Annotated in this window: 19 protein-coding genes and 1 tRNA gene; 4 read left to right on the top strand and 16 right to left on the bottom strand. The window is 67.4% G+C overall.

Annotation, left to right across the window (positions count from 1 at the left end):
- Window positions 1–10 precede the first annotated feature (10 nt).
- From QKY98_RS08285 to QKY98_RS08270, 4 genes are read right to left on the bottom strand one after another with little or no spacing between them, the layout of a single operon-like run.
- A complete protein-coding gene (locus QKY98_RS08285; protein ID WP_074582576.1) occupies window positions 11–811 on the bottom strand; it encodes an aldolase/citrate lyase family protein in 801 nt (266 codons plus the stop codon).
- 20 nt (window positions 812–831) lie between these two features.
- Entirely contained in the window at window positions 832–2,166 is a 1,335-nt protein-coding gene (locus tag QKY98_RS08280) for an MFS transporter (protein WP_284670658.1), read from the bottom strand.
- A 21-nt stretch (window positions 2,167–2,187) separates the two neighbouring features.
- A complete protein-coding gene (gene rhmD / locus QKY98_RS08275; RefSeq protein ID WP_278895412.1) occupies window positions 2,188–3,372 on the bottom strand; it encodes an L-rhamnonate dehydratase in 1,185 nt (394 codons plus the stop codon).
- Between the two features lie 12 nt (window positions 3,373–3,384).
- On the bottom strand, window positions 3,385–4,683 hold the full coding sequence (locus QKY98_RS08270; protein ID WP_058791406.1) for an MFS transporter: 1,299 nt from the start codon (window positions 4,681–4,683) through the stop codon (window positions 3,385–3,387).
- 179 nt (window positions 4,684–4,862) lie between these two features.
- Between QKY98_RS08270 and QKY98_RS08265 the strand changes: the two genes are divergently transcribed.
- The 4 genes from QKY98_RS08265 (at window position 4,863) to QKY98_RS08250 (ending at window position 7,505) form a co-directional block, all read left to right on the top strand.
- Window positions 4,863–5,810 carry a LysR family transcriptional regulator gene (locus tag QKY98_RS08265; RefSeq protein WP_007158516.1) on the top strand — a complete coding sequence of 316 codons (948 nt, stop codon included), beginning with the start codon at window positions 4,863–4,865 and terminating at the stop codon, window positions 5,808–5,810.
- A 161-nt stretch (window positions 5,811–5,971) separates the two neighbouring features.
- Window positions 5,972–6,048, top strand: a tRNA-Asp gene (locus QKY98_RS08260).
- Window positions 6,049–6,205: 157 nt separating this feature from the next.
- Entirely contained in the window at window positions 6,206–6,781 is a 576-nt protein-coding gene (locus tag QKY98_RS08255) for a hypothetical protein (protein WP_027599529.1), read from the top strand.
- Window positions 6,782–7,130: 349 nt separating this feature from the next.
- Window positions 7,131–7,505: a histone-like nucleoid-structuring protein, MvaT/MvaU family gene (locus tag QKY98_RS08250; protein ID WP_007158514.1), complete on the top strand. Its 375-nt coding sequence runs from the start codon at window positions 7,131–7,133 to the stop codon at window positions 7,503–7,505.
- A 304-nt stretch (window positions 7,506–7,809) separates the two neighbouring features.
- Here the strand turns inward: QKY98_RS08250 and QKY98_RS08245 are convergent, their stop codons facing one another.
- The 12 genes from QKY98_RS08245 to QKY98_RS08190 all read right to left on the bottom strand — a co-directional run bounded on the left by QKY98_RS08245 (window position 7,810) and on the right by QKY98_RS08190 (window position 22,023).
- Window positions 7,810–8,499 (bottom strand): response regulator, encoded by a 690-nt coding sequence (locus QKY98_RS08245; RefSeq protein ID WP_027599528.1) that lies wholly within the window; start codon window positions 8,497–8,499, stop codon window positions 7,810–7,812.
- A gap of 62 nt (window positions 8,500–8,561) precedes the next feature.
- A complete protein-coding gene (locus QKY98_RS08240; RefSeq protein WP_284670657.1) occupies window positions 8,562–11,186 on the bottom strand; it encodes a DUF4118 domain-containing protein in 2,625 nt (874 codons plus the stop codon).
- Window positions 11,183–11,734, bottom strand: coding sequence for a potassium-transporting ATPase subunit KdpC (gene kdpC / locus QKY98_RS08235; RefSeq protein ID WP_027602178.1), 552 nt, complete (start codon window positions 11,732–11,734; stop codon window positions 11,183–11,185). Before kdpC ends, QKY98_RS08240 begins: the two co-directional genes overlap by 4 nt.
- 10 nt (window positions 11,735–11,744) lie before the next feature.
- Window positions 11,745–13,775 carry a potassium-transporting ATPase subunit KdpB gene (kdpB, locus tag QKY98_RS08230; RefSeq protein WP_284670656.1) on the bottom strand — a complete coding sequence of 677 codons (2,031 nt, stop codon included), beginning with the start codon at window positions 13,773–13,775 and terminating at the stop codon, window positions 11,745–11,747.
- Between the two features lies 1 nt (window position 13,776).
- Window positions 13,777–15,474 (bottom strand): potassium-transporting ATPase subunit KdpA, encoded by a 1,698-nt coding sequence (gene kdpA, locus QKY98_RS08225; protein WP_284670655.1) that lies wholly within the window; start codon window positions 15,472–15,474, stop codon window positions 13,777–13,779.
- Between the two features lie 9 nt (window positions 15,475–15,483).
- Window positions 15,484–15,573 (bottom strand): potassium-transporting ATPase subunit F, encoded by a 90-nt coding sequence (locus tag QKY98_RS08220; protein WP_017640468.1) that lies wholly within the window; start codon window positions 15,571–15,573, stop codon window positions 15,484–15,486.
- A gap of 142 nt (window positions 15,574–15,715) precedes the next feature.
- The gene (locus QKY98_RS08215; RefSeq protein ID WP_027602181.1) at window positions 15,716–15,934 is read right to left on the bottom strand and encodes a hypothetical protein; all 219 of its coding nucleotides are present in this window, start codon (window positions 15,932–15,934) and stop codon (window positions 15,716–15,718) included.
- A 127-nt stretch (window positions 15,935–16,061) separates the two neighbouring features.
- The gene (locus tag QKY98_RS08210; RefSeq protein ID WP_278897567.1) at window positions 16,062–17,129 is read right to left on the bottom strand and encodes an endo-1,4-beta-xylanase; all 1,068 of its coding nucleotides are present in this window, start codon (window positions 17,127–17,129) and stop codon (window positions 16,062–16,064) included.
- Between the two features lie 44 nt (window positions 17,130–17,173).
- Window positions 17,174–17,386, bottom strand: a complete 213-nt coding sequence (locus QKY98_RS08205) for a hypothetical protein (RefSeq protein WP_197851672.1) — start codon at window positions 17,384–17,386, stop codon at window positions 17,174–17,176.
- 237 nt (window positions 17,387–17,623) lie between these two features.
- Window positions 17,624–20,224 (bottom strand): bifunctional aconitate hydratase 2/2-methylisocitrate dehydratase, encoded by a 2,601-nt coding sequence (acnB, locus tag QKY98_RS08200; protein ID WP_197851671.1) that lies wholly within the window; start codon window positions 20,222–20,224, stop codon window positions 17,624–17,626.
- 355 nt (window positions 20,225–20,579) lie between these two features.
- Entirely contained in the window at window positions 20,580–21,311 is a 732-nt protein-coding gene (locus QKY98_RS08195) for an aspartate/glutamate racemase family protein (protein ID WP_027599521.1), read from the bottom strand.
- A 7-nt stretch (window positions 21,312–21,318) separates the two neighbouring features.
- Window positions 21,319–22,023 carry a GntR family transcriptional regulator gene (locus QKY98_RS08190; protein WP_077172741.1) on the bottom strand — a complete coding sequence of 235 codons (705 nt, stop codon included), beginning with the start codon at window positions 22,021–22,023 and terminating at the stop codon, window positions 21,319–21,321.
- Window positions 22,024–22,038: the final 15 nt, after the last annotated feature.

Here is a 22,038-nt window from a genome sequence, read left to right as displayed (position 1 = left end):
GGACTCCGGGTCAGTAGGTGCGAGAGGGCGCCTGGGGCGCGTCGAGGGGGCGATAGCGGGCCAGGTTGGCCAGCGCTGCCTGGCGGAACAGGCTGATGTCGATGCCGACGGCGACGAACTGGCAACCCCAGTCGCGATAACGCCGGGCATCGTCTTCCTGGGGCGCCAGGATCCCGGCCACCTTGCCGGCGGCGCGGGTGGCGTCGATGGCGGCGCGGATGCGCGCCTGCACCTCGGGATGGCCCGGATTGCCGGCATGGCCCAGGCCGCTGGAGAGATCGGCCGGACCGACGAAGACGGCATCCACCCCTTCCACCGCGGCGATCTCGGCGACGTTGTCGCTGCCCAGGCGCGACTCCACCTGGACGATCAGGCACAGCTCGGTATGGGCGTTGTGCAGGTAGTCGGGCACCGCGTCCCAGCGGGTAGCGCGGGCCAGGCCGCCGCCGACGCCGCGGATGCCATGCGGGGGATAGCGCATGGCCCGCACCAGGGCGCGGGCCTGGTCGGCGGTCTCCACCATGGGCACCATCAGCGTCTGCACGCCGATGTCCAGCAACTGCTTGATCAGCACCGCGTCACCGGTCACGCAGCGCACCACCGGCGCCGTGGGGTAGGGCGCCACCGCCTGCAACTGGGCGAGGATGCTCGGTACCGTGTTGGGTGCGTGTTCGCCGTCGATCAGCAGCCAGTCGTAGCCGGTGCTGGCGGCGATTTCGGCGGCATAGCCGGTGGCGAAGCCGGCCCAGAGGCCATAGAGGGTATCGCTGCCCGTGAGGCGGGCCTTGAAGGGATTGCGTGGCAGGTCCATGACGGTGGTCTCCAGGGGAATCAGGAAGGGGTATCGGGCAGGCGCACCAGCAGGCCGTAGCTCAGGGCGCCGGCCACCGCGACCGCGGCGGCGATGCCGAGGGCGAGGCCGAAGGAGCCGGTCTGCTGGACGATCATGCCGGTGATGACCGGGGCGAAGGCGCCGCCGAAGTAGCCGCCGAAATTCTGGATGCTGGCCAGCGAGGCGACCTGATGCGAGGGCACGGCGACGCTGACCAGCGACCAGGTGCCGGCCACCGCCACGTTGAGGCTGAACAGCGCCAGGCTGAAGCAGAGGATGACGCTGCCGATGCCGGCCACCCCGGCGCTGCACAGGGCGAACAGCCCGGCTGCGGCCAGACCGCCGCAGATCGGCAGCTTGCGGCTGAAGGCCAGGCTGCGCCCGCTACGGGTCAGGCGATCCACCAGCAGGCCACCGCCGATCACGCCACAGGCGCCGGCCAGGAACGGCAGACTGGCGACCCAGCCGGCCTGGGCCAGGGACAGGTGATGGACCCGCTCCAGGTAGGCCGGCAGCCAGGTCAGGAACAGCGACAGCATGTAGATGATGCCCACGTAGCCGATCACCACGCCCCAGGTCAGGCGGCGGCGGAACAGCCCCAGCCAGTCGGCGAAGGTCAGTCGCTGGCCGGCGTCCTGGGGTGGCAGCCCGGCGTCCAGGTGCGCCCGCTCGGCGGCGTCCAGCGCCACCTGGACCCGGTCGCGATAGCTCAGGTACCAGAGCGCCGCCACCAGGACGCCCAGCACGCCCATGGCGATAAACATCTGCCGCCAGCCCAGCCATAGCAGCAGGGCGGTGAGGATCGGCTGGGAGATCGCCGGTCCCAGCGAGGAGGAGAGGTTGAAGATGCCGGAGGGCAGGCCGCGCTCGCGCACGTTGAACCACTCGCTGACCACCTTGGCGCCGGCCGGGAATTGCGGCGCCTCGCCGATGCCCAGGCCGACGCGGGCGAGGATCATCAGGTGCAGGCTGCTGAGCAGCCCGAGCACGCCCTGGGCGATGGACCAGAGGCAGATGCCCAGGCCCAGGGTCAGGCGCGCGCCGAAGCGATCCAGCAGGCCGCCGATGGGCAGCTGGGCGAAGGCATAGGCCCAGGCGAAGGCCGACAGCAGCAGGCCCATCTCGGTCGGCGTGAAGCCCAGTTCGCCGCTGATGGTCTGGTTGGCGATGGCCAGGGTGCTGCGGTCCAGGTAGTTGACGAAGCCGGCCAGCACCAGCAGCGCGAGGGCGATCACCTGGACCCGCTTGAGCCGGGCACTCTTGGGTGGCAGCGGCGTTGCCGCGGGGCGCACATCCGGCAGGGGCGTCGCCAGGGTGTCTTGGGTCGCTTTCATCCAGCCCTCCTGGGCAACGCCTCAGTGGCGATAGGGACGTTCCAGGGCGCACTCCGGATTGAGGCGCACGCCGAAGCCGGGCCGATCCAGCGCCGAGGCGCGCATGCGGCCGCGCACCGGGACGGGTTCGTCGAGCAACTGCGGATGGAACATGGGCACCACCTCGTCGGCCTTGGGCGCCATCATCAGGAACTCGGCGAAGGGACTGTTGGTGCGGGTGATGACGAAGTGGTAGCTGTAGACCGAGGAGCCGTGGGGAACCACCAGGGCGTTGTGGGCATCGGCCAGGGCCGAGATGCGGATCAGCTCGGTGAGGCCGCCGCACCAGCCGACGTCGGGCTGGAGGATGTCGCAGCAACCCATCTCCAGCAGCAGGCGGAAACCCCAGCGGGTGGCTTCGTGCTCGCCGGTGGTGACCAGCATGCCCTTCGGCACGTTGCGTTTGAGTTCGGCATAGCCCCAGTAGTCGTCCGGCGGCAGCGCCTCCTCGATCCACTTGAGACCGAATTGCTGGGCGCTCTGGGCCAGGCGGGTGGCGTAGTTGAGGTCCAGGCTCATCCAACAGTCGAGCATCAGCCAGAAGTCGTCGCCGACCCGTTCGCGCATGGTCGCCAGGGCCTCCAGGTTCTTGCGCAAGCCTTCCTCGCCCTCGGCCGGGCCATGCTGCAGCGGCAACTTGCCGCCGATGAAGCCCATCTCCTTGGCCAGGTCCGGCCGGGCGCCGGTGGCATAGAACTGCAATTCGTCGCGCACGGCGCCGCCGAGCAACTGGTGCACCGGCTCCTGGCGCAGCTTGCCGAGCAGGTCCCAGAGCGCGAGATCCACCCCGGAGATGGTGTTGAGCACGATGCCCTTGCGCCCGTAGTAGAGGGTGGAGAGGTACATCTGGTCCCAGATCTTTTCCAGGTCGGTGACCTTGGCCCCCTCCAGGAAGCGCGCCAGATGCCGCTCGACGATGAAGGCGCCCAGCTCGCCGCCGGTGGTGACGGCGAAGCCCACGGTGCCGTCGCTGGCCTCGACTTCCACCACTAGGGTGCCCAGCACATTGATGCCGAAGCTGCGCCGGCTCTGGCGGTATTCCGGGTACTTGGCCATGGGCGTGGCGATGTGGTCGTCGATCCAGTGGCCGTCGCCCTGGTCGTGGTAGTCGGCGCCGCCGCCGCGAAGGGTGTAGGCGCGCACCTGCTTGATGGTGGGTAGGGTCATGGCGAGGCTCCCTTAATGACTGGGCGTGAGCTGGGGTTGGGGATCGGCCTGGTCGCGGCGGCGCAGGCCGAGGATCAGGGCGGCGGCGACCAGGGTGGTGCCGGCGAGCAGATAGAGGCCGGCGCCGGGGTGGGCGAAGGTCACCTCGGCCCAGCGCTTGGCCAGGGGCGCGATGAAGCCGCCGATGGCGCCGCAGGTATTGATCAGGGCGATGCCGCCCGCGGCGGCGCTGCCGCGCAACTGGTCGGACGGAAAGGTCCAGAACAGCGGCTGCACGGCGATGAAGCCGGCGGCGGCGAAGCACAGGGCGATCAGGGCATAGAGCGGCGAGAAGGTCACCGAGGCGGCGATGCCCAGACCGGAGATGGCCAGGGTGGCGGCGGCGGTGCGCCGGCGTTCGCCGGTGCGATCCGACCAGCTGGGGATCAGCCAGGCGGCGAGCAGGGCGCAGACCCAGGGAATCGCCGAGACCAGGCCGACCAGCAGCCCGACCTTCTGCCCGAGTAGCCCGGCCACCTGGGTCGGCAGATAGAAGACCACGCCATAGACGCTGGCCTGGATCAGCAGGTAGATGCTGCACAGTAGCAGGATGCGCGGCTGTCCGAGCAGGCGCAGCAGGCCGCCGTGGTGCGGCTTGGCGGCGTCTTCGGCATCCAGCGCCTGCTGCAGCGTCTGCTTTTCTTCGGCACTCAGCCAACGGGCATCGCGCGGCCGATTGTCCAGGTAGAACCAGGCCCAGACACCCACCAAGCTGGCCAGTAGCCCTTCGACCAGGAACATCCACTGCCAGCCGTGCAGACCGCCGAGGCCGTCGAATTCCAGCAGCAGGCCCGACAGCGGACTGCCGAAGATGAAGGCCAGGGGTGCGCCGAAGTAGAAGAAGCCCAGTGCTCGGGCGCGGTAGCGCGAGGGGAACCAGTAGGTGAGGTAGAGGATGACGCCCGGGAAGAAGCCGGCTTCGGCCACCCCGAGCAAGAAGCGCAGCACATAGAAGGCCGTCGCCGTGTGGGCGAACATCATGGCGGCGGAGATCAGACCCCAGCTGACCATGATCCGGCACATCCACAGCCGGGCGCCGACGCGGTGCATGATCAGGTTGCTGGGAATCTCGAGAAAGGCGTAGCCGACGAAGAAGACCCCGGCGCCAAAGGCGAAGGCCGCGTCGGAGATGCCGGTGTCGGCCTGGAAGGCGACCTTGGCGAAACCCACGTTGGCCCGGTCGAGAAAGGCCATGACGTACATCAGCAGCAGGAAGGGCAGCAGGCGCCGGGTGACCTTGGCGACCAGCCCCGGTGACAGGGTGGTGTGCATGGCGATCTCTCTTGTTGTTGTGATTCGGCCACGGCTCAAGGTAGTCGCAGTTGCAATGCCTGGATAATCGCTTTTTGTTTAGAACCGATACCCTTAAGGTATCGATTCGCGCGCGGTCTTGGCCAGAGCCTTCCCGCCCTGCAGGACCCGCCGCCGCTCGCCCCATCAGGACGCCGTTAATGAACGCTTCTCCTCATGCCCGCGCGCTGTTCAGTCGCCTGCGTTACAAGCACCTGCTGATGCTCGTGACCCTGGCCGGTACCCGCAATCTGCACCGCGCCGCGGAAGCCCTGCACATGTCCCAGCCAGCCACCACGCGGATGCTGCAGGACGTCGAGGAAGCCTTTGGCTGCGCGCTGTTCGAACGCCAGGCGCGCGGCCTGAAGCCCACGGCGCTGGGCGCGGAGATCCTGGAGTTCGCCCGGCGCGCCCTCAATGGCCTGGATCGCTGCGCCGAAGACCTTGATGCGCGGCGCTCCGGTGGCTATGGGCATCTGGCGGTGGGCGCCATCATGGGCGCCTTGCCCGATCTGGTGGTGCGGGCCATCGCCGAGAGCAAGGCGCGCCAGCCGGGCCTGCAGCTACGCATCCTCGGCGACACCAGCGACCAGCTCACCGAGCTGCTGGAGCAGGAGCGGATCGATGTGGCCATCGCCCGTTTCACCCAGCCGGCCGATCTCGGTCGCTTCACCTTCGAGCCCCTGGGCAACGAGCACCTGGCGGTGGTGGTGCGCACCGGGCATCCGCTGGCCGGGCGCGCCGCGCCCGATCTGGCCGAACTGGTGGCCGAGTGGCCGTGGATCCTGCAGCCCGAAGCCAGTCCGGCCCGGGTGGCGCTGGAGGCCGCCTTCGCCCGGCGCCAGTTGCCACCTCCCGCGGACGTCATCGAATGCGGCTCGGTATTCGCCATGCTGCAGCTGGTACAGATCACCGACGCCATCCTGGTGCTGACCGAGGCGGTGGTGCGCGATCACCTGCGTACCGGGCTGATGGTCTCGCTCGACCTGGAGATCACCGAACCCCTGACGCCCTTCGGTATCCTGCTGCGCACGGGGCAGGTACCCAGCGCGGCCCTGGAAGGCTTTCTCGGCCTGCTCAGGCAGCAGGCCGCTGGCGCCGCGGCCTGAACGAGACGGGGGACGCCGCCGGCTGTGCACGGCGAGAAATATTTTCGCTACGCCTGTTGTTTCTTCCCTGATAAATCAGTATCTTAGCGGCCGCTGGTGCAGAGAACCCCGCTGAACAGGTTCTCGGCAAGTGCCAGCAGGATGCCGCAAGGCTTCCATGCGCAGCGGTAGTTCAGTCGGTTAGAATACCGGCCTGTCACGCCGGGGGTCGCGGGTTCGAGTCCCGTCCGCTGCGCCACCTACCACCCGCGAGCTCCGGCTCGCGGGTAACGAAAGAAGCGGCCCTTGCGGCCGCTTTTTTTCGTCCTGCACTTTTGTCGCCAAGTCTTGCCGCCAGGAAACCCCCGACGCTTCGTTAGTCTCCAATGGCCTAACGTCGATGCGTAGGAGTGGCCATGAAGATCGCCTGTCTGGGTTGGGGGTCGTTGATCTGGAAGGCGGCGGAATTGCCGGTCGCCTCGGACTGGTTCGAGGACGGCCCCAGGTTGCCCATCGAATTCGCCCGGGAAGGTGACAGCGGCGAGTTGGCCACGGTCATCTGTGACGGTGTGGCCGAGGTCCAGGTGCTCTGGGCCTATCTGGCGGTCGACACCCTGGAAGAAGCGCGCGACGCCCTGCGTGAGCGCGAGGGGGTGCCAAGAGAGCAGCCCGAATGCATCGGCAGCTGGCCGAGTGGTCCGCATTCGCCCTTTCAGCCGCGCATCGCCGCCTGGGCCGCGGAGCAGGGCGTCGACGCCGTGGTCTGGACGGCCTTGCCGCCGCGCAGTGGTGGTCTGAATCAGCGCATGCCCACGGCGGCGGAAGCGCTCCACTATCTGCGCACCCTCGATCACGAGCGGCAGGCCCATGCGCGGGACTATATCCGGCGCACGCCCGTGGCCATAGATACCGAATACCGCCGGGTAATAGCCCAGACCTTCAACTGGCAGCCCCTGCCCGAAGCCCAGCCAGACCTGGACGCCTCGGCCTGAGGCGCATGCCAGAGCGTCTAGCCAGGTCCAAGCCCGGAAGTTTTGCCAACTTCTGCATGATTATGCAGTCTAGTTGAGCGTTCTTACTTGGCTGGCTGTTCTTTGATGGCTTCGGTTACTACCGGGTAACTTGCGAAGAGGCCTCGCAAGACCTTGTTGGCGCCAATCCGCCGGCCTGGCTTAAGGTTTTCTTAATATTCAAACTTGCAGACACAAGAAGTGGCCTCTATTTTTTCAAAAGGATTACTTGTCGCTGGCATCCGGGGCATCAATCCTTTATTGTCGCGTGCAACTTTCGCCTGCGGGCGAAGTTTCCACCCGCTTTTTCAAATAGCCCTCAGGAGTGCCCATGTCCCGTCTCGCCGAATTCCGTGCCGCCGAAGAGCAACTTCGCGCCCAATTGCAGCTGCTCGAAGATCTCAAGCAGGACAGTTCCCTGCAAAAAGAAATCGAATTCGAAAGTAAGCTCCAGGCCCTGATGGATGAATACCACATGAACCTGGGCGATATCATCGGCATCCTGGATCCCAACGCTGCCCCCAAGCACAAGGCGCAGACGCCGCACCCGGAAAAGCCGGCAGGCAAGCGTCGTCCGCGCAGCACCAAGCGTTATCAGCATCCCAAGACCGGCGAAATCATCGAAACCAAGGGCGGCAACCACAAGTTGCTCAAGGCTTGGAAAGCCGAACACGGCGCCGATACCGTGGAAGGCTGGTTGCAGTAACGTCTCGACGGGATTGCAGTCGGTAGCCGTGCAAGGCGAGTCTACCGACTGGAATCTTTTCCCACCGCTGCAGCCTCTTCACCTCGCGCACTTCCGCCCTCTTCAAGTCCTTACCAGGGACGAATATGTTCCAGGCAGCTGCTCTAGCTGCAATCACTCTCGCATTCATCATATCTTTTAGTCGCCTCTAGGCTCATAAGAAAGGCCAGTGCCATTCAGACTTATGCAGAGGGTCTAGGGTGCGGGGATAACGGCGAAGGCGGCTTGTTTCCGCACTGGATAAGCGGCATTCAGCCCAGCAAGGCTAACCTTCGGCGCGCAGGCGATAACCCACGCCGGGCTCCGTGACGATATAGCGCGGTGCTACCGGGTCGTCCCCGAACTTCTGTCGGAGATGGCCAATCACGATGCGCAGATAATGACTGTCCTGCGCATGGGTCGGGCCCCAGATATCGATCAGCAATTGCCGCTGGGTCACCACCCGTCCCGGATGTTGGGCGAGGGCGGCCAGCACGGCGTATTCCTTGCGCGTCAGGGCCACTTCGCTGCCGCCCAGTGTGACCCGGCGATAGGCGAAATCCACTTTAAGATCGCCAACCTCCAGCGCCGCCACCTGCTGGCTCGCCGTGGCCGAGGTCTGGCGCAACAGGGCGCGACTGCGCGCCAGGAATTCCTGGATACCGAAGGGCTTGGTCACGTAGTCGTTGGCGCCGGCATCCAGGGCGCGGACCTTCTCGCGTTCGTCCGCCCGCACCGACAGCACCAGCACCGGTACCGCGGACCATTCGCGCAATTCGACCAGCACCTCCTGGCCGTCGCGATCGGGCAGACCCAGGTCGAGAATCACCAGGTCCGGCTGGCCCAACGCCGCCTGGGCCAGGCCTTCGGTGCCGGTGGCGGCTTCGCTGACCTGGTAGCCCTGGGCCGCGAGACTGATGCGTAGGAATTTGCGGATCTGGGGTTCATCGTCGATGACGAGGACGTGAGCGGGCATCTGAACGGGTTCCACACGAGAGGGCGTCATCATAGCCGCTGCGGCTGCCGCATGAGCCAGTCTTATGCCGCCGGAGGAGCGGGCAGCGGCAGGTGCATGCGCATCGTGGTGCCGCGACCGTCCAGGCCGTCTTCCACGCTGACCCGTCCGCCATGGGCGCCAACCATGCCATGGCAGATCGCCAGACCCAGACCGGTACCCTGGCCACCGCGATCGCCGCGCGCCGCGGTATAGAACATGTCGAAGATCCGCGTGCGATCCTCGGGCGGAATGCCCGGGCCTTCGTCGGCCACGGCCAGCTGCAGTTCATTGCCCTGGCGCAGCAGGCTGATCTCCAGCCGCCCGCCGGGTGCGGAGAAGCGGATGGCATTCTCCAGTACATTGACCAGCGCCTGTTCGATCAGCGCCGGATGAACCCAGAGCAGCGGCAGACCCGGCTCGATCCGGGTGGCTACCCGCAATCCCGTCAGCAGCGGCTGCAGGCGTTGCAGTGCACTGGCGAGGATATCGCCGGGGTCGACCCAGTCCCGCGCCAATTGCAGGCTGCCGTGGCCGAGGCGGGTCATGTCCAGCAGATTCTGGATATAGCGATCGAGGCGTTCGGCCTCCTGGCGGGTGGCGTCCAGCAACTCCTGGCGATCGCTGGCGGGTATGGCTTCGCCCAGAGTCGCCAGGGCATCGATGGAGCCGCGCATCACCGTCAGCGGTGTGCGCAGGTCGTGGGACACCGAGGCGAGCAGGGCGCTGCGCAGCTGTTCGGTCTCGCCGTGCAGGCGCGCGGCCTCGAGATCCTCGCTGAGGCGCACCCGGGCCAGGGCCTGGGCCAGCGGCTGCGCCAGGCTGGCCAGCTGGCGACGCTCGGCGTGATCCAGCGGCTGGCCGTCGTCACGCCGTATGCCGAGCACGGCCAGGCTGCCACCCTCGCCCAGCAGCGGCCACCACCACCAGCCGCCTGAGGGCAGGGTATCGGTGCCGCGACCCGCCGGCTTTTCCTGCTTCCAGGCCCATTCGGCGGCGATGCGTTCGTTGTCGGCCAGGTGCAGATCGTCCGGTTGGCTCACCAGCTCCCCCGCCTTTTCCGGCAACAGCAGGCAGACGGGGCGAGTGGCATCACCCAATTGCTTGAGGGTGACGCTCGCCACCGCCTGACGATCGCTGGCAGCGCTCAGCTGGCGGGTGAAGTCCAGCAGCGCCAGGGTCTCGCGCTGGGTCCGGCGTAGCGCCTGCAGCTGGCGCCGCTGACGGGCAGCCAGGTCGCCGGTGAGCAGGGCCATCAACAGGAAGAAGGCCAGGGTGAGGACGTCCTGCTCGCGGTTGATGGTCAGCGAGAAGGCCGGCGGGATGAACAGGAAATCGTAGGCGAGAAAGCCCAGCAGGGCGCAGAACAGCGCCGGACCGCGACTGCTGCGGACCGCCACCAGCAGGACGGCGGCCAGAAAGATCAGCGAAATATTGGGCAGTTCCAGCAGTCCGGACAGGCCTTCGGCGATGGCCGCGGCCACAGCGGTCGCCAGGACGGCGGCGCCATAGGGGCCGGGCTTGATGGCTCGGCGCGGGCGGGCGGCGGGCGGGGCGTCGCGATCCAGATCGAGGATGGCGATCTCCAGCCCCTGGGCCAGGCGCAGCAGGCGACTCGCCAGACGGCGCCGCAAGCTGAAGCCGCGCGGCCGGCCGCGGCCGATCAGCAGCACGCTGGCGCGCTGGTCGCGGGCATGGCGGACCAGGGCGCGGGCCGGATCGCTGTCTCTCAGGGTCAGCACCTCGCCGCCCAGGCGTTCGGCCAGGCGCTGGCTGGCCTGGAGGTTGGCGCGGGCGGCGTCGTCCAGCGGCTGGCCGGTGTCGACGTGGACCAGGGTCCAGGGCAGGTGGCGCTGGTCGGCGAGGCGACTGGCATGGCGCACCAGGCGCTCCGCCGAAGGTGCGGTGCCGGCGCCGACGATCAGGCGACCCAGTAGCGGCGGGGCGGCCTGGCCCTGCTGGCGGTATCTCAGGGCGAGCGCCGAATCCACCTGGGCGGCGGCGGTGCGCATGGCCAGCTCGCGCAGGGCGGTGAGATTGGTCTGGCTGAAAAAGGCATCGATGGCCGCGCGCGCCTGTTCGGGCACATAGACCTTGCCCTCGCGCAGGCGCTCCAGCAATTCCCGGGGTGGCAGGTCGATGAGCACCAGGTCATCGGCATCGAGCAGTACCTGGTCCGGCACGGTCTCGCGCACCTGGACGCCAGTGATGTCGCGCACCTCGTCATTGAGGCTTTCCAGGTGCTGGACATTGACCGTGGTGTAGACGTTGAGGCCGGCGGCGAGCAGGTCTTCGACGTCCTGCCAGCGCTTGGCATGGCGACTGCCGGGGGCGTTGCTGTGGGCCAGCTCGTCGACCAGCACCAGCTCCGGCGGATCGGCCAGCAGGCCTTCCAGATCCAGTTCGCTGAGCTTGAGGCCGCGGTGCTCGACCCGCCGCAGCGGTTGCTGCGGCAGGCCGGCGAGGAGGGCGGCGGTCTCCCGCCGCCCATGGGTCTCGACGATCCCGGCGCGCACCCGGCGGCCCTGGCGCAGGGCGGTCTGGGCCGCCTGCAGCATGGCGTAGGTCTTGCCCACGCCGGGCGCCGCCCCCAGGAAGACCTTGAGGCGGCCACGGCCTTCGCGGTGTTCGGCGAGCAGCGCTTCGGCGCGCCCGGTGCTGTCGGTCATTTGCTCAGGTCTGCCAGGGCCAGGTTGAGGAGCAGGACATTAACCGTTGCCGGACCGAAGCGCGAGGTGCGCGTCTGTTCGTTCACCAGGGCTTGCAGGCGTTCCGGGGCCAGGCCGCGCGCGGCCGCGACCCGGGCGATCTGATAGCGGGCGCCGGCCGGGGTGAGGTCCGGGTCGAGGCCGCTGGCGGAGGTGGTCACCAGTTCCTGGGGCACCGGGCCCTGGCCGGTCACCTGGACCTCGGGCAGTGCCTTCTCGATCCGCTCGCGCAGCGCCGGTGCCGACTGCGCGAGGTTGCTGGCGCTGCTGGAGACGGTGGCGTAGTCGCCAGCCGAGGGGCGCGGCTGGAACCACTCGGGGCCGCTGAATTTCTGCGCGATCAGGCGTGAGCCGACCACGCTGCCGTCGGCGCGCTGGATCAGGCTGCCGCCGGCCTGGTCGGCGAACAGCACCTGGCCGAGCACCGTCACCAGCAGGGGGTAGGCGCCCCCGGTCAGGGCGCTGAGCAACAGGAGCATCAGCACGGCGGAACGCAATTGCATGAGCATGGCGGTCTCCTCAGACCAGACCCAGGGCGCCGAGCGCCAGGTCGATAGCTTTGATGCCGACGAAGGGCACGACGATGCCGCCCAGCCCATAGATCAGCAGGTTGCGGCGCAACAGGGCGGCGGCGCTGGCGGCCTTGACCCGCACTCCGCGCAGCGCCAGGGGAATCAGCGCGACGATGATCAGGGCGTTGAACACGATGGCCGACAGGATGGCGCTCTGCGGACTGGCCAGGTGCATTACGTTGAGCACGTTCAGCTGCGGATAGATGCCGGCGAACAGCGCGGGCAGGATGGCGAAGTACTTGGCCACGTCGTTGGCCACCGAAAAGGTGGTCAGGGCGCCGCGGGTCACCAGCAGTTCCTTGCCCACCTGCACCACGTCGAGCAGCTTGGTGGGGTCGGAATCCAGGTCCACCAGGTTGGCGGCCTCGCGGGCGGCCTGGGTGCCGTCGTTCATCGCCATGCCGACATCGGCCTGGGCCAGTGCCGGGGCGTCGTTGGCGCCGTCACCGCACATGGCCACCAGCTTGCCCTCGGCCTGTTCGCTGCGGATGCGCTCCAGCTTCTTTTCCGGCGTGGCTTCGGCGATGACGTCGTCCACCCCGGCCTCGGCGGCGATGGCGGTGGCGGTCAGGGGGTTGTCGCCGGTCACCATCACGGTGCGGATGCCCAGGGTACGCAGCTCGGCGAAGCGCTCGCGGATGCCCGGCTTGACCACGTCCTTGAGGTGGATGGCGCCCAGCAGCCGGCCTTCGCCGCAGACCAGCAGCGGGGTGCCGCCACTCTTGGCGATGGTCTCGATCTCCCGGGCCAATACCTCCGGCAGGTCGGCGCGGGTCTGGCCGAGAAATATCAGCACGGCGTCCACCGCACCCTTGCGATACTCGCGGCCCTGCCAGTCGATGCCCGACAGGCGCGTCTCGGCGCTGAAGGGAATGGGGATAACCTGGGCGCGCGGCGGCTCTTCCAGCGGGTGCAGGTTGCGCAGGTACTCCACTATCGAGCGGCCTTCCGGGGTCTCGTCGGCCAGCGAGGCGTAGAGCGCACCCTCGGCCAAGCCCTTGGGCGTGATGCCGGGGGTAGCGTACAGGGCGCTGCAACGGCGGTTGCCGAAGGTGATGGTGCCGGTCTTGTCCAGCAGCAGGGTATGGACGTCACCGGCGGCTTCCACGGCGCGCCCCGAGGTGGCGATCACGTTCAGTCGGACCAGGCGATCCATGCCGGCGATACCGATGGCCGAGAGCAGGCCGCCGATGGTGGTGGGGATCAGGGTCACCAGCAGTGCCACCAGGAACAGCAGCGGCAGCTCGCCACCGGCCAGGGCGGCGAAGGGCTGCAGGGTCACCACCACCAGCAGGAAGATCAGCGTCAGGCCGATCAGCAGGATGTCCAGGGCGACCTCGTTGGGGGTCTTCTGCCGCTTGGCGCCTTCCACCAGGGCGATCATGCGGTCCAGGGTCGACTCGCCGGGGTTGGCGGTGATGCGCATCCGGATCCAGTCCGACACCACCCGGGTGTTGCCGGTGACCGCCGAGCGATCGCCACCGGATTCGCGGATCACCGGTGCCGATTCCCCGGTAATGGCCGCCTCGTTGACCGCGGCCACGCCTTCGATGATCTCGCCGTCACCGGGGATCAGTTCGCCGGCTTCCACCCGCACGATCTGGCCCTTGCGCAGCGAGCTGGCCGGCACCATCCGGTGCTCGCCGTTTTCCTCCAGGCGGGCGGCGAGATTCTGGCCGATGCCCTTGAGGCTGTCGGCGCGGGCCTTGCCACGCCCCTCGGCGAGGGCTTCGGCGAAGTTGGCGAACAGCAGGGTGAACCACAGCCAGAGGGTGATCTGCACTGCCACACCGGTGCTCACGCCATTGTCCGGCGCCAGGCACAGCAGGGTGGAAAACAGCGCGGTGATCTCGACCACGAACATCACCGGCGAGCGGATCTGCTGGCGCGGGTCGAGCTTGACGAAGGCCTGCCGCAGCGCCTGGCGCCACAGGGTGCCAGGGGTAGGAGTGGGCAGGGTGTGGGTCTGGGCATCCATTTCAGCGGACTCCGAACAGTTGCAGATGGTCGGCGATCGGCCCCAGGGCGAGCGTCGGCAGGAAAGTCAGGCCGCCCACCAGCAGCAGGGTGATCACCAGCAGGGTGACGAACAGCGGGCCGTGGGTGGGAAAGCTGTTGGGGCCGAGCGGCACGGGTCGCTTGGCGGCCAGGCTGCCGGCGATGGCCAGGATCGGCAGGATGTAGCCGAAGCGACCGATCAGCAGGGCCAGGCTCAGCATCAGGTTGTGGAAGGGGGTGTTGGCGCTGAAGCCGCCAAAGGCCGAGCCGTTGTTGGCCGTGGCCGAGGTGTAGGCATAGAGCAGCTGGCTGAAGCCATGGGGGCCCGTCGCGCCGATCCCGGCCACGCCGGCCGGAACGCTGGCAGCGATGGCGCCCAGCACCAGTACGCCCAGCGGCATGACCAGCAGGGTCGCCACCAGCAGCCGTACCTCGGGGGCTTCCAGCTTCTTGCCCAGGTATTCCGGGGTACGACCCACCATCAGGCCGGCGATGAAGACGGCGATCAGCACATTGAGCAACATGCCGTAGAGACCGGCGCCGACGCCGCCGAAGATCACCTCGCCGAGCATCATGTTGAACAGGGCGATCAGGCCGGTCAGGGGTGCCAGGCTGTCATGCATGGCGTTCACCGAGCCGTTCGATGCAGCCGTGGTCACCGTGGCCCAGAGCGCCGAGGCGATACCGCCGAAGCGGGTCTCCAGGCCTTCCAGGGACGCCCCCTGGGTGATCGACAGACCGGCCAGCGCGGGGTTGGCGTGATTCTGGGCGCCGATGGCCACGGCGCCGCCGACCACCAGCAGGCCGAACATGGCGGCGAAGATCGCCCAGCTCTGCCGCCGATCCTTGACGTAGTGGCCAAAGCTGAACACCAGCGCGGCCGGAATCATCAGGATGGCAGACAGCTCCAGCAGATCGCTCAGCGCCGTGGGGTTCTCGAAGGGGTGCGCCGAGTTGACGCCAAAGAAGCCGCCGCCGTTGGTACCCAGCTGCTTGATCGCGATCTGGCTGGCCGCCGGGCCCAGCGGCAGGGTCTGGCTGGCGCCCTGCAGGGTGGTGGCATCGACATAGGCGGCGAAGGTCTGGGGCACGCCCTGCCAGATCAGCAGCAGCGCCAGGGGCACGCACAGCGGCAGCAGCACATAGAAGGTGGCGCGAAACAGATCGACCCAGAAATTGCCGATCTCCTGGGCGCTGCGGCGGGTGATGCCGCGGGCGAGCGCGGCCAGCACGGCGACGCCCACCGCGGCGCTGACGAAGTTCTGCACGCCCAGGCCGACCATCTGGCTGAAGTAGCTCAGTGAGGCTTCGCCGCTGTAGGCCTGCCAGTTGGTGTTGGTGACGAAGCTGATGGCGGTGTTCAGCGCCAGGGTCCATTCGAGCCCGGGCAGGTGCTGCGGATTGAGCGGCAGTTCGCCCTGCAGCAGCAGGATGGCGAACAGCAGGATGATCCCCAGCAGGTTGAACAGCACCAGGGCAATGGCATAGGCGCGCCAGTCCTGGCCACGGCCATCGGTGCCCACCACCTTGAGGGTCAGGCGCTCCAGGGGCCCGCCGACAAAGGTCAGCCAGGTCCGCTCGCCTTCCAGCGCGCGGTAGAAGTAGCGCCCCAGGAAGGGCGCGGGAAGAAAGGTCAGGGCCAGGAAGGCCAGGATCAGGAACGCGGCTTGGCTGTCCATGCCGCCTCCCTAGGACCGGCCGGCGCGCAACAGCGCCGCCAGCAGATAGACGAACAGACCCAGTGCCAGGAGCAGGGCCAGAAGATTCCAGGGGGTCATCGCGAGTTCTCCAGAGACGGCCGTTGCCGCGTGGAGAAATTGTCGGGAGGAGGGGTGTAAAGAAGCGAGGCGGGGAGCGGTGGCGGGGCGTAAAGAAAGCGTTAAATCGGCCCCGCTCGCCAGTGCTGGCGGGGCCTTGCGACTATTGCTTGGGCGCGGCCTGCTGTTCTTCCTTGGCCTTCTTGTTGGCCTCGTGGTGCCCGATGGCGCAGCCCGCGGCGGCACCGGCAACGCCGTGACCACCGGCGACATGACCCGCGGCGCCGCCGACCACGGCGCCCTTGACGCAACCGGCGGCGAAGGTGGCTTGGCTGGCGCCGAGCAGCAGAGCAGACAGGGCAAGGGTAGGCAGGAGCTTCATGGTGGCGACCTCTCGTGGGTGCGAAGTAATGTCCTGTAACAATTGACCTGGCGGCGCTCCGGGGGTTCGCCGCCTTGTGCAAATCTTCCGTGGACAAGCCGCATGCCAGAGCCTGCCAGCCGCCAGGCTACGGGTGGGGCGCCTGATGCAGGACGGCCCAGTAGGCTGGTTTCGGCCGTTGGTGGCGGTCGAACAGCAGCGGCTGGTCGTCTCCCGGTACGCCGGGCGGGTTGTTCAGATAGCTGTGGTCGTCGGCCACGCCCCACCAGGTCACGGCGCTCACCTCGGGGTGCCTCAGGACCATGGCCATGAAGTCGCGATAGCGTTCGGCCTGAAGGTCCAGCCGCTGCGGCAGACCGAGTACGGGATGGTAGTCGTGGTGCTGATAGAGACTCATGTCCAGCTCGGTGATCTGGTTTTCCATCCCCAGCTTGGCGAAGGTGGTGAGCGACTGATCGATGGCCGCCAGCGCTGGCCAGTAGATACTGATATGGGTCTGGTGGCCGATGCCCTGCACCGGCACGCCCTCGGCCAGCAGGCCCTTGACCACCCGCGCGAGGCAGTCGCGCTTGGCGGGCTCGTGGGTGTTGAATTCGTTGATGAACAGGCGCGCCTGGGGATCGGCGGCATGGGCGGCGCGAAAGGCCTCGGCCAGATAGTCCGGACCGACCACCTGCAGCCAGCGATCGTCACGCAGGCAACTGGGCTGGTTGGGGTCTATGGCCTCGTTGACCACGTCCCAGGCATAGACTCGCCCGCGGTAGTGGCCGACCACCGTGGCGATATGCACCCGCAGGCGCTGCAGCACCTGCTCCCGGGTGCCCGGCTGCCCGTCGGCACCCCGCCAGAACCAGTCCGGGGTGTGGCTGCCCCAGAGCAGGGTATGGCCGCGCACCGCCAGGCCGTGCTGCTCGGCGAAGGCGACGATGGCATCGGCCGGCCCGAAGACATAGCGATCTTCCTGCGGATGGATGCGCAGGGGCTTCATGGCGTTCTCGGCCACCAGGCTGCCGAATTGCTGCGCCAGCAGCGCCCCGTCGGGACCCGCGAGCTGATCGGGTTCGATGGCGGCGCCGATCTTCAGGCGCCCGCCATAGGCCGCCGCCAGGGAGCGGGTAGCGATCGGCTCCGCGGCCAGGGCAGCGGCACTCCAGAGACCCAGAGACACCAGCAGGGCGAGCAGAGCGCGCGGCATAGTGATGATCTCCCAGCAATCGGTAGTGGGTGGCGGACGGCCGTTCAGCCATGGGTGTGCGGCGACTCTTCCTTGGCCTTCGCCGCCAGATGGTGGCCGATGACGCACCCGGCCACCGCACCGGCGATGGCATGGTGACCGGCGACATGCCCGGCCACCCCGCCGACCACGGCACCCTTGATGCAACCCGCCGCCAGGCTCGCCTGGCTGAGGCCGAGCAGGGCAACCGACAGGATGATGACCGCAAGACGTTTCATGGCAGGTACCCGAGGCGTGGTGGAGCGCCGAAGGTAACGGTATCCGGGTTAACAGGCGCTTAAGGCACGTGCCCATGCCGGCCGCGTAGCGTGGAAAACGGCGCAGCCTTTTCCACCGGCAGCCATCAAGGCCTCTCCCGGCGGCTACGTGGACAAGCTTCGCGTTGTCCACCCTACGGCGAAACCCCCATAAAAAAACCGCCCCGAGGGGCGGTTTTTCAGTACCGAACGCTAGCGTCAGACTTCGACGGCGGCGATACGGGCCTTTTCCGCGCTTTCACGGAATTCGGCGATCTGATCGAAGCTCAGGTAGCGGTAGACGTCCGCGGCCATGCTGTCGATGCTCTTCGCGTATTCCATGTACTCCTCGACGGTGGGCAGCTTGCCCAGGATCGAGGCCACCGCTGCCAGCTCCGCCGACGCCAGGTAGACGTTGGCGCCGTCGCCCAGGCGGTTGGGGAAGTTGCGGGTGGAGGTGGAGACCACGGTGGCGTTGGCGGCCACGCGGGCCTGGTTGCCCATGCACAGCGAGCAGCCCGGCATTTCCATGCGCGCACCGGCCTTGCCGTAGATGCCGTAGTAGCCTTCCTCGGTCAGCTGGTGCTGGTCCATCTTGGTCGGCGGCGACAGCCACAGACGGGTCGGGATCGAACCCTTGACCTTGTCCAGCAGCTTGCCGGCGGCGCGGAAGTGACCGATGTTGGTCATGCAGGAACCGATGAACACCTCGTCGATCTTGTCGCCGGCCACCTGGGACAGCAGACGGGCGTCGTCCGGATCGTTCGGGGCGCACAGCACCGGCTCGTTGACCTCGGACAGGTCGATCTCGATGACTTCGCTGTATTCGGCGTCGGCATCGGCGGCGAGCAGTTCCGGGTTGGCGATCCAGGCTTCCATGGCGCGCGCGCGGCGCTCCAGGGTGCGCGGGTCACCGTAGCCTTCCTCGATCATCCAGCGCAGAAGGGTGATGTTGGACTGCAGATACTCGGTGATGGACTCGGGCGACAGCTTGATGGTGCAACCGGCGGCGGAACGCTCGGCGGAGGCATCGGACAGCTCGAAGGCCTGCTCCACGGTCAGGTCTTCCAGGCCTTCGATCTCGAGGATACGGCCGGAGAAGATGTTCTTCTTGCCCTTCTTCTCGACGGTCAGCAGGCCCTTCTGGATGGCGTAGTAGGGGATGGCATGCACCAGGTCACGCAGGGTGATCCCGGGCTGCATCTTGCCCTTGAATCGCACCAGCACCGACTCCGGCATGTCCAGCGGCATGACGCCGGTAGCCGCGGCGAAGGCCACCAGGCCGGAACCGGCCGGGAAGGAGATGCCGATCGGGAAGCGGGTGTGGGAATCGCCACCGGTGCCGACGGTGTCGGGCAGCAGCATGCGGTTCAGCCAGCTGTGGATGATGCCGTCGCCCGGACGCAGGGAGACGCCGCCACGGGTGCGGATGAAATCCGGCAGGGTGTGGTGGGTCTTGACGTCGATGGGCTTGGGATAGGCCGCGGTGTGGCAGAAGGACTGCATCACCAGGTCAGCCGAGAAGCCCAGGCAGGCCAGGTCCTTCAGCTCGTCGCGGGTCATCGGGCCGGTGGTGTCCTGGGAACCGACGGTGGTCATCTTCGGCTCGCAGTAGGTGCCGGGGCGCACGCCCTCGACGCCGCAGGCCTTGCCGACCATCTTCTGCGCCAGGGTGTAGCCCTTGCTGCTCTCGGCCGGCTGGTCCGGCTTGTTGAACAGGTCGGTCGGACCCATGCCCAGTTCGGCACGCGCCTTCTCGGTCAGGCCGCGGCCGACGATCAGCGGGATACGGCCGCCGGCGCGGACTTCGTCCAGCAGTACGGGGGTCTTGAGTTCGAAGGTGGCGAGCACCTCGTCACTGCCGTGGCGGGTGACCTTGCCGGCCTTGGGATAGACGTCGATGACGTCGCCCATTTCCAGCTCCGATACGTCGAATTCGATCGGCAGGGCGCCGGCGTCTTCCATGGTGTTGTAGAAGATCGGGGCGATCTTGGAGCCGAAGCAGAAACCACCGGCGCGCTTGTTGGGCACGTAGGGGATGTCGTCGCCAAAGAACCACAGCACCGAGTTGGTGGCGGACTTACGGGACGAACCGGTACCGACCACATCACCGACATAGGCGACCGGAAAGCCCTTGGCACGCACTTCCTCGATCTGCTTCAGCGGACCGATGCTGCCTTGCTGCTCGGGCACGATGCCGTCGCGAGCCATCTTCAGCATGGCCAGGGCGTGCAGCGGGATGTCCGGGCGCGACCAGGCGTCAGGCGCAGGAGAGAGGTCGTCGGTGTTGGTTTCGCCCGGCACCTTGAACACGGTCAGGGTGTACTTCTCGGCGATTTCCGGACGCTTCTTGTACCACTCGCCCTCGGCCCAGGACTGCATGACGGCCTTGGCGTGGGTATTGCCCGCCTTGGCCTTCTCGGCCACGTCGTGGAAGGCGTCGAACATCAGCAGCGTGTGCTTGAGTTGTTCGGCGGCCACGGCGCCCAGTTCGGCGTCGTCCAGCAGCTCGACCAGGGTGGCGATGTTGTAGCCGCCCTGCATGGTGCCCAGCAGCTCGGTGGCGCGCTGCTTGGAGATCAGCGGGGATTGGGCTTCGCCCTTGGCGATGGCGGAGAGGAAACCGGCCTTGACGTAGGCGGCTTCGTCGACGCCCGGCGGCACGCGGTTGGTAATGAGGTCGACGAGGAATTCTTCTTCGCCGGCCGGGGGATTCTTCAGCAGTTCGACCAGACCGGCCGTTTGCTCGGCGTTCAGCGGCTGGGGCACGATGCCCTGGGCGGCACGCTCTTCTACGTGTTTACGATAGGCTTCAAGCACAGGTTGACCCTCATCAGTGGTCCAATATTGCGTCCGGGGGCTGGCGCCCCGAAATGCATTCGGCAGGGTAAGACGGGGGAGGCTGCGGGCAGGACCGCCGTCGCGCCGGACGCATTCCGCCGGAAGCTGTTTTCAAAGTTTTACGCCGGCTGCTGAAAAGCTGATCTGCAGCAGGGCGGTTGATGAGGCCGCCGCTGCCGGATCGCCGGATACTTTGCTCGTGACGCTTTGAAAACAGCTTCGTATCGGACATTGCGCCTATAAGGCTGCCTAATTCTACGCCAAGCCTCGAGCGAAGTTAAGCGCCGCGTTGTCGCATCGCTGCGTCGGCTGTTTAGACCTTGGCCGCAGGCTGCTACCGGCCCAGGTGCGCGAAGCGTCCGCTGAAGGGTTTGGCGATGGGGTAGGCCAGGTCACCGTGCTTGCTGGTGCCCAGGCCCAGGTCGACCAGGGATTCGGCCAGCTTGACCGCGGCGCTGACGCCTTCGATCACCGGAATGCCGATGGCTTCGCTCAGGGCCTCGCGCAGATCGGCCATGCCGCCACAGCCGAGCACGATGGCGCCGGCGCCTTCCTCGTCACGGGCGCGGCGGCCCTCGGCGGCGATCAGTTCGATCAGGCTGTCGTCGGCGGCTTCCAGGGCCAGCACCGGCAGGTCGATGCAGCGCACCGAGGTGCACAGCTCGGCGAAGCCGTAACGCTGCAGCAGGTGCTCGGCGATAATGCGCGTGCGGGTGAGGGTGGTCACCACCGCGAAGCGGGTGGCCAGCAGGCTGGCCAGGTGAAAGCCGGCCTCGGCGATGCCCAGTACCGGCCCCTGGGCCATTTCCCGCGCGGCCAGCAGGCCCGGATCGCCAAAGCAGGCGATGACGTGGGCCGCGCAGCCTGCCTCGACGCCCTTGCGCATCTCTTCGATCACCCCGACCGCGGCCACGGCCTCGTCGTAGTGACTTTCGATGGACACCGGACCGGCGTCCGGATTGCTGGCGAGAATGGTGGTGCCCGGTCGGGCAATGGCCTGGGCCGCGCGACCGATCTTGGCGGTCATGCTGGCGCTGGTGTTGGGATTGATGACCTGAATCTGCATGGGAGCCTCAGCTGCGTTTGAAGATGCTGCGGAAATCGGGCTCGGCGGCCGTGGGCCGGTCGATCCGGAGGGATTCACGGATGAGGCGCAGGTGCTGCGCCATCCACTCGCTGGCAGCCGTGCCGTCGCCGCGGGCGAGTAGGTCCAGCAGGTCTTCGTGCTGGCCGCAATCGCAGCCCAGGCTGTGCCGCGAGCCATAGATGGCGATCAGCAGCGAAGAGCGACTGGCCAGTTGGGCGACCTGTTCGGTCAGCACCTGATTGTCGGCCAGGGCGGCGAGTTCGACGTGAAAGCGCGCGGACAACTGGATCGCCAGGCTGTGGCGGCCGCCATGCTGCGCTTCGTGCTCTTCGAGGCACAGTTGCCGCAGGGGCGTGAGCTGGGCGCTGTCGACGCGGGCGGCCACCAGGGGCATCAGCGCCGGTTCGATCAGTTGGCGCGCAGCGAGGATGTCCTGGGCCTCCTTGGCGCTGGGTTGGGCGACCTGGGCGCCGCGATTGGCGCGCAGGGTCACCAGCCGCTCTAGGGCCAACCGCTGCAGCACCTTGCGAATGCCGGTGCGGCTGATGCCGAAGGTTTCCGCCAGGGTGTCTTCCGGCAGCCGGGTGCCCGGGGTCAGACGATGCTCGACGATGGCTTCGAGAATGTCCTGGTAGATCCGTTCGTCCCGGGGCGAGGCGGCAACGGCGAGCGGCGAGGGTACTGCACTCATGGGCTGACTCCGGCG

It is taken from the genome of Pseudomonas sp. HR1, from assembly GCF_030175875.1.
Lineage (GTDB): Bacteria > Pseudomonadota > Gammaproteobacteria > Pseudomonadales > Pseudomonadaceae > Chryseomonas > Chryseomonas oryzihabitans.
The sequence above is the reverse complement of the archived record's forward strand: the minus strand, read 5'-3'. Positions and strand labels throughout refer to the sequence as shown.